Annotated in this window: 10 protein-coding genes; 6 read left to right on the top strand and 4 right to left on the bottom strand. The window is 56.8% G+C overall.

The window, feature by feature from the left end; translation table 11 throughout:
• Positions 1–71 precede the first annotated feature (71 nt).
• Both GSQ80_RS04450 and xrtA read right to left on the bottom strand, forming a co-directional pair.
• On the bottom strand, positions 72–728 hold the full coding sequence (locus tag GSQ80_RS04450; protein WP_158786309.1) for an exosortase C-terminal domain/associated protein EpsI: 657 nt from the start codon (positions 726–728) through the stop codon (positions 72–74).
• Positions 725–1,648, bottom strand: a complete 924-nt coding sequence (gene xrtA, locus GSQ80_RS04445; protein ID WP_158786308.1) for an exosortase A — start codon at positions 1,646–1,648, stop codon at positions 725–727. Before xrtA ends, GSQ80_RS04450 begins: the two co-directional genes overlap by 4 nt.
• 751 nt (positions 1,649–2,399) lie before the next feature.
• Here xrtA and GSQ80_RS04440 point away from each other — a divergent pair.
• The 6 genes from GSQ80_RS04440 (at position 2,400) to GSQ80_RS04415 (ending at position 9,165) form a co-directional block, all read left to right on the top strand.
• Positions 2,400–3,083 (top strand): polysaccharide biosynthesis/export family protein, encoded by a 684-nt coding sequence (locus GSQ80_RS04440; RefSeq protein WP_254059437.1) that lies wholly within the window; start codon positions 2,400–2,402, stop codon positions 3,081–3,083.
• Positions 3,084–3,091: 8 nt separating this feature from the next.
• Positions 3,092–4,369, top strand: coding sequence for a hypothetical protein (locus GSQ80_RS04435; protein WP_158786307.1), 1,278 nt, complete (start codon positions 3,092–3,094; stop codon positions 4,367–4,369).
• Between the two features lie 9 nt (positions 4,370–4,378).
• Positions 4,379–5,905, top strand: a complete 1,527-nt coding sequence (locus GSQ80_RS04430) for a GNVR domain-containing protein (RefSeq protein ID WP_158786306.1) — start codon at positions 4,379–4,381, stop codon at positions 5,903–5,905.
• 104 nt (positions 5,906–6,009) lie between these two features.
• Positions 6,010–6,831, top strand: coding sequence for an ExeA family protein (locus GSQ80_RS04425; RefSeq protein ID WP_254059436.1), 822 nt, complete (start codon positions 6,010–6,012; stop codon positions 6,829–6,831).
• Positions 6,828–7,772 carry a CpsD/CapB family tyrosine-protein kinase gene (locus GSQ80_RS04420; RefSeq protein ID WP_158786304.1) on the top strand — a complete coding sequence of 315 codons (945 nt, stop codon included), beginning with the start codon at positions 6,828–6,830 and terminating at the stop codon, positions 7,770–7,772. The genes GSQ80_RS04425 and GSQ80_RS04420 overlap by 4 nt, the downstream gene beginning before the upstream one ends.
• A 19-nt stretch (positions 7,773–7,791) precedes the next feature.
• Positions 7,792–9,165 carry a TIGR03013 family XrtA/PEP-CTERM system glycosyltransferase gene (locus GSQ80_RS04415; RefSeq protein WP_158786303.1) on the top strand — a complete coding sequence of 458 codons (1,374 nt, stop codon included), beginning with the start codon at positions 7,792–7,794 and terminating at the stop codon, positions 9,163–9,165.
• A 659-nt stretch (positions 9,166–9,824) separates the two neighbouring features.
• Here the strand turns inward: GSQ80_RS04415 and GSQ80_RS04410 are convergent.
• Together GSQ80_RS04410 and GSQ80_RS04405 are read right to left on the bottom strand one after the other, a co-directional pair.
• The gene (locus GSQ80_RS04410) at positions 9,825–10,397 is read right to left on the bottom strand and encodes a PEP-CTERM sorting domain-containing protein (RefSeq protein ID WP_158786302.1); all 573 of its coding nucleotides are present in this window, start codon (positions 10,395–10,397) and stop codon (positions 9,825–9,827) included.
• Positions 10,398–10,878: 481 nt separating this feature from the next.
• The gene (locus tag GSQ80_RS04405) at positions 10,879–11,616 is read right to left on the bottom strand and encodes a PEP-CTERM sorting domain-containing protein (protein ID WP_158786301.1); all 738 of its coding nucleotides are present in this window, start codon (positions 11,614–11,616) and stop codon (positions 10,879–10,881) included.
• Between the last annotated feature and the right edge of the window lie 334 nt (positions 11,617–11,950).

Raw genomic sequence — 11,950 nt, 5'->3', positions numbered from 1 at the left:
GCGAGCGTGACTGACTTGTTGCTAAGACTGTTGCAATCCAACTACCACTCCAGTGAAGGACGGGGTGTTCATTAGTTGGGAATAAAGCGCGGCAGCGTTGGGACTAAACGATCGGCAAACTTGACGACGCGAGCTTGTGCGGTTGCGAAGGACTCATTGGGTTCGAGCGGTGTGACCAGGCGGACGAGCGCGCCGTCGGTGCGGTTGTAGCGAATCGCGTCGGCCATCATGTAGGCCTTGGCGACGTAGTCGTTGGCAATGCTGCGGCCGTGGGCGAGGTACCAGTAGAGAACGACTTGCTTGGCGGTTCCGTTCGCGATGACATATTGTCCGACAGCGTAGTTCTTGAGTTCCGGACCCTGCAGGTAAATCTTTCCGGAAGAGACAAACGTCCAGCCGGCGCCGGGCAGACAGTTCTGCGGAGAGTGGATGGATTGGCCGGTGCGCTGGGTCGGGAAGTACCCAATGAAGAGAGACACGGGCGGTTCAGCCAGCCGACCGCTGGGCATGGATTTGGTATAGAGGCGGTTGAGGAAGCGGCCATCCCCGAGGATATCGAGGGTGTCCTGGCTGATGGGAACGTCCTGACTGGACCATGAATCGATGGTCTGCGGGAGCAGGTTGAGGGGCTCGCTGGGCGGTACGCGATCTACGCTGGCGCGCAGGTGAAGCGTAGTGAACGCCGCCAACAATAGAAGCAAGACTACCCAGAAGCGAGGGCTTTTCATTTTGCGTTCCTGCTTGAGGGAATTTTGAGACGCATCAAGGTGTGGACGAAATACAGGCAGCAGAGAGAGACGATGAACATCAGCCAGCCGGAGAATTCGTGGAAGAAGCCGACGGCTTTATCGGGATTCCAATATTGAACGCACAGGCCGGTGCCAACAATGCGGGCAGCGTTGGCAAAGACAGCAATGGGAATGCTGGCTAGCGCGAGCACCACACGGCGCCAGGTGTTGCGCTCCAGAAAGTAGCCATAGAAGATCGCGACTGCGAAAAGGCTCATCAGCGAACGAATGCCGCTGCAGGCCTCTGCGACCTCCAACTGCATGGAGGGAAGCTGGATGATGTTGCCATCGCGGAGAACTGGAACACCAAAGATTGGGAGGATCGCGCTAGCCATCCGGGAAGCCAGTAGCTGCAGGGGGAAGGTGATCTGATTGAAGATTACGGCCGGAATGGGAATGGCGAGCAGGAGAACGAGAATGGCAAATCGCATCTCGCGCAGCATGGCCCGTCCGCAGAGCGTCCAGACGATGCCGGCGAGAAGCATAACGAACGAGAGGCGGGAGAGGAAGAGTTCTGCGCCGTAGACGCCCATGAACAGGACGAAGATGGCGGCGATGAGCAGCCAGATGCCTGACCAGGTTTGCTGGATTGGCGTGTCGCGCAGAACTTTGCGCTTGTCCCACAGCAGGAAGACCGCGAAGGGAGCGACCAGAAAGCCGTGAGAGAAGTCAGGGTTGTCATACCAATCCATTACCAGCTTGCCGATGACCTGGTAGTAGAGGGCGGTAACGACCAGCGCGAGAATGATGTACGGCAGCCACGGGAGCCAGGATTCGGTCGCCCGCGAGGGTGCCGGGGCGTGCTCGTTCTCGTTCTCGATCGTCGGCGCTGGGATGGTGGCGGATTGAATGTCCGGCATGCTGAAAGGTACCTTCTTAGAGAAGTCAAGCAATTCCGCTGCCACAACCGTGCGCCGGGACGAGTTTATCTGTCAATCACAAGACCCGCGAGCCGGGAGGGGTCTGGCTTTGAAGCTGATCTGTTCGCGTTGGAGTGCTGGCTATCGCAATTCTGAAGTGCTCTTAGCTCGTTGCGAAGACTGGTGATCGGGGCCATCCAATGCGTCGACTCGATTTCGATCGTCCTTATCAATATCACAACAAAAGAGTTATGACTACGCTTGGGCGGAGCCCGGCGTCTGGACGCGCCTGCAAAGCGTCGGGAACGTAGTGGCGAGATTCAATCCAAGCGAGGATTGTGGGCGTAACTTCATCGACAGCCAGCGCATTCCAGGGGATTTCCTGCCCGCCCGTCTGAGGTGACGCAGCGAGCTATAGAGCCTTGTTTCTCCTAAGAGGGCAGCTTCCAAGGGGGCTAAAAGAGCGACCGATCAACGGGCGCCACCAGGCATGAGTCCGATTCGGGAAGGAGAAAGGAAGTCTCCTTGCCAATGTGGAATAGATTTACCACTTTTAACAACGTCGTGCATCACTTTGCACCTGCAGTTGAAAGCCGTCGTGACATCGTGCTTAGTCGGCAGCCTATTCCTGGATGGTAACCAGCACAAAACAAGTTACTTGCCGTAGAAGCGCGATTTTGATTGAAAGAGTACATGCAACTTTTTGCGTTTGGCCCACGCGGTGCTATCAGTATTTGCCTAAGGAGTTCTCATGAGTGGTGTAGTGCGACCTAGAGGAAGATTGACCGAGTTTGCCTCTTCCTTTGTTCTGATCTCGGGGATGGCGCTGTTGCTGGCGCCTGCTGGGTTAGCCCAGACGACGGCGAAGCCTGTGATCACCCCAGCGGCAAAGCCGGAGTCGGCTCCCCAAGTGGCGGCTCCCAAGGCGGACGCCGCGGCGGTAGATACGGACGCCACACGGTACATCATCGGGCCCGATGACTCATTGCAGATTACGGTTTGGCAGGAGCCGAGCGTTTCAGGAACGTTCCCGGTGCGTCCAGACGGAATGATCTCCCTGGTACTTGTGGGTGATATCCCTGCGGCTGGTTTAACGCCGATGCACCTGGCTCATGACATTACGTTGAAGCTGAAGAAGTATATTCAGGATCCGATTGTCTCGGTCGTGGTTGCTGCGGTGAGAAGTCAGCGGGTGTACCTGGTGGGAGAGATACAGCACGCGGGGCCGATTGAGTTGACGGCGGGGATGACCCCGTTGCAGGCGATTGCCCAGGCAGGTGGTCTGACTCCTTACACCAGCGGAAAGCATATCTATATTCTGCGCGGGCCCCAGGGAAAGCAGACCAAAATTCCGTTCAACTACAAGCTCGCGCTTAAGGGCGACAACTCTCAGGACGTTCCTCTGCTTCCAGGGGATACGATCGTGGTCCCATGAGGAGAACGATGAAGGCATACCTTGTGGCGCCGGTTCTGTTGTTGGCGCTTGGATGGCGGGCTGAGGCACAGGCGCCGCCCATGTCGACACCTCCGAGCTTCGGGTTCTCTCTGCCATCGGTCGAGGGAACGCTGACGTACTCGTTGAGCGCTTCGGAATCGTTCTTGACGGGATATAACAGCGGAACCAATTACTCGACCGCCTTGAGTGGAAGTCTCGGCTATCTTTCTTCGAGTCCGGATAAGCCGTTCAGCCTGGTGTATTCGGGCGGCTATTTGTATTCCTCGGTACCGGGATATCCGCCGAACTCAACCTTCCAGAACCTGGCGGCGAGCCAGGTGGTGGCCACCAAGAACTGGAACTTTGTGATCGACGATGCGGTGAGTTATCTGCCGGAATCGCCGACGACCGGGCTCTCGGGAATACCAGGGGTGGGAGATATCGGAGTTGAGCCAGTGCAGATTGGAGACCAGCCGACGCAGAGCATCTTCACGAACTATGCGACGCGCGTGGGGAATGGACTCAACGGAGGCGTCACACGCACCGTGAACCGGAGTCTATCGATCAACGGTTCGGCTTCATGGCAGATCCTGCACTTTCTAAGCAACCAAGGCATCGACTCCTCGACGTTTACCGGAAGCGTTGGGCCCACGTATCGAATCGATGCGCGAAGTTCAGCGAGCGCCAACGTCATCTACAGCTACACGGATAACAAGTACCTTGGAAAAAGCTACCCTTTTGAAACCGAAGGCATCACCTTCGAGTATCAACGTCAGTTGACGCGCTTCCTGACGATGATCGTCACGGCAGGTCCGCAGAGAACGTTTGGATCCGGCTCTACCTCCAATTTAATTCCCTCGGAGATAACTCCGGTAGCGAGTGCAAGCCTCACGTACAGCCGCAGAACCACAACTGCCAGCGTAGCTTACTCTCGCGCCACAAACGCAGGGTCGGGAGTGGTGTTTGGAGCGCTTACGAGCACGATTGGGGGCACCGTTCGAGAGCAGTTCAGCCGCAACTGGCAGGGAGCGCTGACGGCATCCTACGCACAGAGCTCGTCGCTGGCGAATATCGCTGGAGTCGACGAAGACTATCACTCAACGTACGGCGGAGGCCAGGTATCACGCAGACTCAGCCGCTCGTTTTCCGCATATTTCAGCTATACGGCCGTAACTCAGAACCAAAGCAATGTTGTAGTCGTACAGCCGGCCTACAGTGGTCTTAGCCAGACGTTTTCGGTTGGAATTACGTATTCACCGGGCGCACAACATTTCGGGCACTTCTAAGGAAATCGCATGCTTGGTCATCGTCCACTCGTAATTGAAGACTATTTCGCCATCCTGAAGCGCCGCGGCTGGATGATCATTATCCCCGCGCTGCTGTTGCCGATCATCGCGGTCGCGATCACGTACAAGATCACGCCGATTTACACGTCGCAGACGCTGGTGCTGATTGAGCCGCAGACGGTGCCGGACACGTATGTGAAGCCGATCATCGAGCAAGACCTCGATAGCCGGCTGGCTTCAATGAAGGAGCAAATTCTGAGCCGCTCAAGGTTGGAGCCAATCATTGAGCGGTTCAATCTTGGCACGCCCGGAATGGATATGGACGACAAGGTCGTCAGCACGCGGAAGAACATCGGCATCACGCCGATTCATTCCGAGATCCAAGGAGCGGGCGGGCTGCCGGGATTCTTCATCTCGTTCACGGCGTCGGATCCACACACGGCGCAGCTGGTGTGCCGCGAAATTACATCGCTGTTTGTTAGTGAAAACCTGCAGGCTCGCGAGCAGTCGGCTGAAGGTACTACAGCGTTTATTAAGGGCCAACTGGAGCAGGCAAAGGCCAACCTGGATCAGCAGGACCAGAAGCTGGCCGAGTTCCAGAAGCAATACATGGGGACGCTGCCAGAGCAGCAGGCGCCGAACATGGAGATGCTCAATACCCTGAATACGCAGCTGGACGCAACCACGCAGACGCTGACGCGCATGGAGAGTGAAAAGACCCTGGTTGAGTCGATGCTTGCGCAGGAGTCGCGGCAGTCGCCGGCGGCGCCGGGAATGAGGTCGACGCCACAAGCCGATACGCTCGAGCTACAGAGGCTTGAAGACAAGGAAGCGGATCTGAAAGCGCGCTACACACCGGATTATCCAGATGTGATTGCGGTTCAGCGGCAGATCGACGATTTGAAGAAGCAGATGGCAGTAGCGGCAGCACCAGCGGCGTCTTCCGCAGCAACCCCGGCAGCGCCACACTACGACACGCCCGGTACGATGCAACTGCGCGCGCAGGTTACGGCAATGACCCAGGCGATCGCGCAGAAGAAGCAGCAGCAGGGCGAGCTGCAGGCCCAGATTCGTCAGTATCAAGGCAAGATCCAATCCACACCGCTGGTTGAGGCTAAGATGAAAGACCTTACGCGCGATCATGACCAAGCACAGGAGTTCTATAACAGTCTGCTCGGCAAAATGAACAACTCACAGATGGCAACCGACCTGGAACGCCGCCAGGAGGGTGAGAATTTCAAAATCATGGACGACGCAAATCTTCCGGATGCGCCGACGTTCCCGAATCGCAGCATGTTTGCGATTGGCGGATTGGTGCTCGGTCTCGGATTTGGTGTACTGCTGATAGCGTTCCTTGAGTTCAAGGACAAATCTTTGCGGACAGAGCGCGATGTATGGACGTTCACGAAGCTTCCGACGCTGGCCACGATTGCCTTGATTCATGAAACCAAAGGCAAAGGGAAGGGTTCCCTCAAAAACCTGCTGAAAGACGATGCTCCTGCCGCAAACAAATCGCTTGCGAATGTTGGTAGCTAGCCATGTATAGAAAATTTTTCAATCTGCAAACCAGTCCATTCGGCACGAGTCCAGACCCTCGTTTCCTGTACATGATGCCGCACACGCGAGAGGCTCTCGCGGGGTTGGAGTATGGCATCTCGGAGCGCAAGGGATTCACGGTCCTCACGGGCGAAGTGGGAACGGGCAAGACGACGCTGCTGAGAAGCGCGCTCGGATCGCTTGGCCAACGACGCGTACACACATCGTTCGTGTTCAATCCCCTGCTCGATCCGCTCGACTTCCTGGAGTTCGTCCTGACGGATTTCGGGCTCACGCCGAATTCGCGCACCAAGTCGGGCATGCTGCTGCAACTCAATCGCTGGCTGATCGAGCGGTATCGCGCGCAGGAGACATGCGTGGTGGTGGTCGACGAGGCGCAGAATCTTTCGTGGGAGCTGCTGGAGGAGATTCGCCTGCTCACGAACCTCGAATCGTCGTCCGAGAAACTGTTGCAGATCGTGCTTTCCGGCCAACCGGAGTTGGAGGAGAAGCTGCGGCATCCCAGCGTGCGGCAGCTGCGGCAACGAATTTTCCTATGGTGCCGCACGCAGTCGCTTACTGCTGAGCAGACTGGCGAATACATCGCGGAGCGTTTGCGGATTGCGGGCACCACGAATGCAATCTTTTCGCCAGAAGCGATCCAGCTGATCTACACGTACAGCCAGGGGATTCCCCGGACGATCAACTTGATCTGTGAGCATTCGCTGATTCTTGGCTATGTTGAGCAGATCAACGTGATCCCGGGATCGCTGATCGCTCAGGTGGCGGCAGATCTGGAACTGGACATGCAGTCCTTTCTGATGGCTCCTTCACAGCACGGAGAAGGGCTGCACAATCCACTTCGTCCGATGGAAACGGGAAAGTTTATGAACTCCTTTAATAGAGAACCTGGGGGCGGCCGATGAGCCACATCTACGAAGCGCTACAACGAGCAGAGGCGGAGCGGAAGTCTGGCGCGCAAGCCGTTGCAACACCTGAGGAGCCAGAGCACAAAAGTCTGGCGTTCGCGGCGGCAATGCCACCGGTGGTTGCGGATGTTGTGCAGGCGCCGGAGGTAACAGCCTCGGCATTGACAGAGGAACCTGTAACGGTCGACTCTTCGTTCCTTAGCGATGTACGCCGGAGGCCATGGAATCCGTCGTTTGAGCGGTTGCCTGCGCTGGAGCGCGGCGGTGTAGGCGTCGAGCAGTTCCGCAGCCTCCGATCGCGGATCCAGGAGTTTCGAGATCTTCGCAACCTGAAGACTGTCTTGATCAGCAGCGGCCTTCCACAGGAAGGCAAGAGCTTCATCGCGGTCAACCTGGCGATCAACCTGGCTCGCCACAAGAGCAGCAAGGTGTTGCTGATCGACGGCGATATGCGGTGCTCCAGTCTGCATCATTATTTGGGGAGCGAGTTTCATCCTGGGCTTCCGGATTATCTGTCGGGGAAAGCCAGCCTGCAGGAGGTTATGCAATTTCCTGAAGAGGCAAAGGACCGCGACCCCTCGATGACCGCGGTGTTGAATAACATTGCATTCATTCCGGGCGGCGATGGTGGAGACCTCGCTGCCGATCTTTCGGCGAGCAAGCGATTTGATGAGTTGCTGACAGCCGTAAAGCCGCACTTCGACTGGATCATTGTCGACTCACCTCCGGTGTTGCTGGTTTCCGATGCGGTGAACCTGGCGCGATCGTGTGATGCGGTGCTCTTGGTAGCCCGCTCCGGTGTAACGACGTTCCCAGTAGCACAGCGCGCACAGCAGGAGTTGAAGGCTTCGAATGTTATTGGGTTTGTACTGAATGCCGTCGAAAAGCCACCCATGAGCGGAAGCTACTACTACCGCTACGAAACAAAGAAAGAGTAGGGCAGAGTACGGTGCACGCATGATAAAGCTACTGAATGTTTACTATCCGACCCGGACGGTCGTTCTGATTCTGTGCGAAGCCTTCATCGTATGCGGCTCGTTCGTACTGGCGTCGGCGATCGTACTTGGTGGACAGACGTTCAATGTGCTCGGGCATGACCACGGGATAGTGAAGATTGCGGCCCTGACGGTGTGCACCATTTTGTGCGCCTACTACTTCGATCTTTACGAGCCGCAACATATCTCAGCACGCTGGGAGATCTATTTCCGGCTTCTGCTGGTGATGGGATGCCTGGCATTCGCGCTGTCGGCTATTGTGTACGTATTTCCGCAAGCGGCGATTGCGCGGTTTGTATTTCTGCTCGGCCTGATCCTGGTGGTGGCGGGGTTGATTGTATGGCGCAGCGCGTTTGAGTGGATCAGCGGACATGCTGTGTTTCAGGAACGGGTATATGTACTGGGCGAGGGCGAGCGAGCGAACTCGATCATCGAGACCATCCGCGAACACCGCGAGTGCGGCATGGTGGTCGTTGGGTGGGACGCCCCCGCGCTGGATAAGGCGGGGCGTAAACGGACGTTCGCCACAGCCGTTGAGCAGATGGCGTCGGAGACATCGATCGATCGCATCGTGATTGCGCTGGACGACCGCCGCGGAGAGCTACCCGTCGACGGCCTGCTCTCAATGCGCTTTCGCGGAGTGACGATTGAAGAGGTAGGCAGTGTGCTCGAGCGGCTGACCGGCAAACTGCAGCTGGATGGGCTCCGCCCAAGCGACCTTCTGTTTTGCGAAGGCTTTCGGATGAAGCCGTCGCAACAGTTCCTGTTGAGGATCGCTTCAACACTGGTGGCAGCGATCGGCCTCATTCTCTTTTTGCCGCTATTTCCGTTTGTGGTTTTGCTGGTGAGGCTTTCCTCGCCAGGGCCGGTATTTTTTCGGCAGGAACGGGTTGGCCTGAACGGCAAGATATTCAACGTGTACAAGTTCCGTACGATGGTGGTGGACGCAGAGGCCGAAGGCGCACAGTGGGCTCAGAAGAACGATCCTCGTGTGACGCGGGTGGGACAGTTCATGCGCAAGACGCGCCTGGATGAGGTTCCGCAGTTGTGGAATGTGTTGCGCGGCGATATGAGCTTTGTTGGACCTCGGCCTGAGCGTCCCGAGTTCGTATCCTGGCTCGCGCAGGAGCTGCCCTTCTATGACGTACGGAACATGATCCGTCCCGGCCTTACCGGATGGGCGCAGATCCGCTACGGCTACGGAGCGACCCTTGAACAGAGTCGCGAGAAGCTGGCCTATGACTTGTACTACGTGAAGCATCAGACGCTGGGCCTCGATCTGTTGATCATGTTCGAGACCATCAAGACGATCCTTCGGCGCCGCGGAGCACAGTAATCGCTGGCAGAGCGCAGTAGTCGCAGACGGACCGCTTCCCTGCCCGACCCGATGTACGTCATCGCATTCAATCAACGATCACTTGAGAGATTATGGAGCAGCCGCGCGCGCGCGACGCGTCCGCGCTGAAGCCGAGGGTCCGGCGCTGGGGTTGCCGTTGAACTACGTGACGGATGGGCTCACGAGGCAGGGTTGCGCGGCTGGATCGCGATTGGAGGCCGGCAACCAGAGTCCTGACCGCCTGCCGAAGTCGTGGAGTCTGGTGGGCTAGATGAGGGGGCCCTGAGGTGGAAGGGCTCCGATGCGCATGGGCCTCGATCCAGAAGGCCATCGATACGGCATCAGGGCGTGAGCCGGGGCTATGCGATCAGTGCATTGTTGATCTCGGATGCGGGCCGTCGGTCGAGGGTGAAGATAAAGGTTGGTGGAGTGGCCACTTAACATGAGAAGAGCCACCCCGGGAGAGGTGGCTCTCATAACGTGAACGACAGCTCTTGAATCGCTGCGGCTCATGTTTCTCACGATGCAACAGCCGCGTTTTTAGTCAACCCACAATCTTCCTCATCGGGACGAGGCTTTCAAGATCGCATAAGTGCAAACTTATCAAGTAGAGCAGGGGGCCCCCATCGAGGCGCCCTGCCGAACCTGGAGATGGACTGTTAGACAATCTTTGAAGCAAACTTACGACGTGCGACTCCAGCTGCACTGAGCAGGCCGGTGCCGAGCAGAAGAAGACTGCCGGGCTCAGGCGTGGGTGCGATAGCTGAGGTGGTTTCAAAGTTGGTAACGCCGTCACTGGAAGCGCTAAGGATCATGTTGGCAGGCGTGTTGTCAAAACCGGCCTCCACGAAATAGCCCGAACCTTCGAGAACCAGCTCCGAAGAGCTCTCGAACGAAACGCTAACGGACGTCAAGAAATACTCGAGTGTATTCGCGCCAGCATTCGCCGTGTACATCTCAATTGGCGTTGCTGCCGAGACCCAGCTGTATTGAAAACCGAAGACATCTGCACTGTCGTTCAGGAAGCCGGCAAGGCTGCCTGAGGCTTCGTTAACAGCACCGTCTCCACCACCCGGATAAGAGATTCCGGTAGCAGTCCATGCAATGTTTGGTGAGTCGGCGAAAGGAGCGATACCAATTGCTCCAACACCAAGGAGCGGGTCGGCATACGCCATCGAGGTTGAAACTGCGAGTGCTGCACCTAAAACGAGTAATTTCGAAAATATCCTCATTACATCCTCCTGAAAAAAATTACCGCTGTCGCGGGTCGAGCTGAAAGCATTGCGGCATGCTGCAAAGAACCCTCTGCTTCGGAAGGGGGCTACAGCATGCCTTCCAACCGATTCCTGAGTTTCCCTAGCACTCTACTTAGAGCATCTGGATAGCCAAACATTAATTCTGTCTAATCAATCACTTATAGGAATCTAATGACGGCGTTAAGCAACAGTTTGCACAGTCCTTGCCCCACATATTCCCTCAGATAAAAGGAACGCTCCGCAGGTCCCGGATCGTTGGCCTCATAAGGGAGGTTCCCTTTGGTCCGCGGACCGTTTGCAAGGAGGTGTTCGGGTTGCGAGATGGAGATTGGTTGTCATAGATCGGAAGCGGAGCGAGGACGATTGCGCACGGGAAGAAGGATCGTACGCTCAGTCCGAAAAAGATAAGGAAGCCTCCGAAGAGGCTTCCTCATGTATTCACTGGCTTGAGCGTGGATTACGCAGCAAACCGTCTACGCACGGCTCCACAGGCTCCGAGGAGGCCCGTGCCGAGCAGGAAGAGAGAGCTGGGCTCAGGGGTAACCGTCGGAGTGAAGGAAGCGTCGAAGTCAACGCCAGAAGGATCGCTGCCGGGCGAGCCGGACACCGTCCCTGCCTGCTCAACGATGAACTCCAGGGTGTTGCTTGAGCCCAAGGAAACGCCCGGCAAGAGCAGGGTGTCTTCCGTTGAAGCCAAGCAGCCGGGGGTGAACTGTGCACAGGTCGAGTCGTTGCCAAGGGCACCGAAGGGGACAATGGGAGTACCGTTGAGCAACACTTCCACGGTATCGTCCGCGAGCACATTCAGGCTCCCGTTATAGGTACCGGCTGTGGCGTCGAAGGTGGTAGTGAACTCATAGTAACCGTAGGGTGGATTGACAAAAGCAGCACCGGAGCCAGGACCTGCCGTAGGCGCTGCGCCAACCCAGGTGGAGTTGGAGAGCGCTGCGTCCCAAACGCTGCCTGGACTGAGGGTGTAGGTGCTGCTGGAACCGGGACTGCTGAAGCTGGTGAAAGCAGTGAGGCTGCTGCCCGTGAGATCTACCCCGGTAAGGGTCAGAGCAGAGTTGGCATTTCCCAAACTGGAGCCAGCGGTGGATGCATAGCTGCCGAGCTGGATGGGAGACGCGGAGGCCAAGGTTGTAGACGCGGCAAGAACCGCGCCGAGGATTGTGAACTTGCCGAGATATTTCATTTAAATCTCCTGAGATTACCGCTGGAAAGCGGGCAAAACGGTACAGCGTACAAGCCTGCCTGCACCTGCGCGCAAGCAGAAAAACCTTAGAAGCAATTGCCGTTTGAGAGACGAACTCCCAACGGTTACAACTCTGTGACGATGACTTACTAGAAGCACGTTATGCGCCAAACTATTTCTTTTAGAATCAATGGTTTGCGTTTGCTGGGTCAGAATAGGTGCAAAGTTTTGCATACATTGGCCGGCCATTCTGCGTAGACGATCCAATTGTGGGGTTATGCGTAGAAAGGAGTTGAGGGCCACCGCAATACTTCAGCGAGTGCTGAGGCCGTTG

The sequence above is a fragment of the Granulicella sp. L46 genome (assembly GCF_009765785.1).
Taxonomy (GTDB): Bacteria; Acidobacteriota; Terriglobia; order Terriglobales; family Acidobacteriaceae; genus Granulicella.
Note: the sequence above shows the minus strand (reverse complement) of the source record. Positions and strands in the feature narration are given on the sequence as shown.

Coding starts and splice junctions, on each gene's coding strand:
- GSQ80_RS04450 (WP_158786309.1), bottom strand. CDS start 728: ATGAAAAGCCCTCGCTTCTGGGTAGTCTTGCTTCTATTGTTGGCGGCG.
- xrtA (WP_158786308.1), bottom strand. CDS start 1,648: ATGCCGGACATTCAATCCGCCACCATCCCAGCGCCGACGATCGAGAAC.
- GSQ80_RS04440 (WP_254059437.1), top strand. CDS start 2,400: ATGAGTGGTGTAGTGCGACCTAGAGGAAGATTGACCGAGTTTGCCTCT.
- GSQ80_RS04435 (WP_158786307.1), top strand. CDS start 3,092: ATGAAGGCATACCTTGTGGCGCCGGTTCTGTTGTTGGCGCTTGGATGG.
- GSQ80_RS04430 (WP_158786306.1), top strand. CDS start 4,379: ATGCTTGGTCATCGTCCACTCGTAATTGAAGACTATTTCGCCATCCTG.
- GSQ80_RS04420 (WP_158786304.1), top strand. CDS start 6,828: ATGAGCCACATCTACGAAGCGCTACAACGAGCAGAGGCGGAGCGGAAG.
- GSQ80_RS04415 (WP_158786303.1), top strand. CDS start 7,792: ATGATAAAGCTACTGAATGTTTACTATCCGACCCGGACGGTCGTTCTG.
- GSQ80_RS04410 (WP_158786302.1), bottom strand. CDS start 10,397: ATGAGGATATTTTCGAAATTACTCGTTTTAGGTGCAGCACTCGCAGTT.
- GSQ80_RS04405 (WP_158786301.1), bottom strand. CDS start 11,616: ATGAAATATCTCGGCAAGTTCACAATCCTCGGCGCGGTTCTTGCCGCG.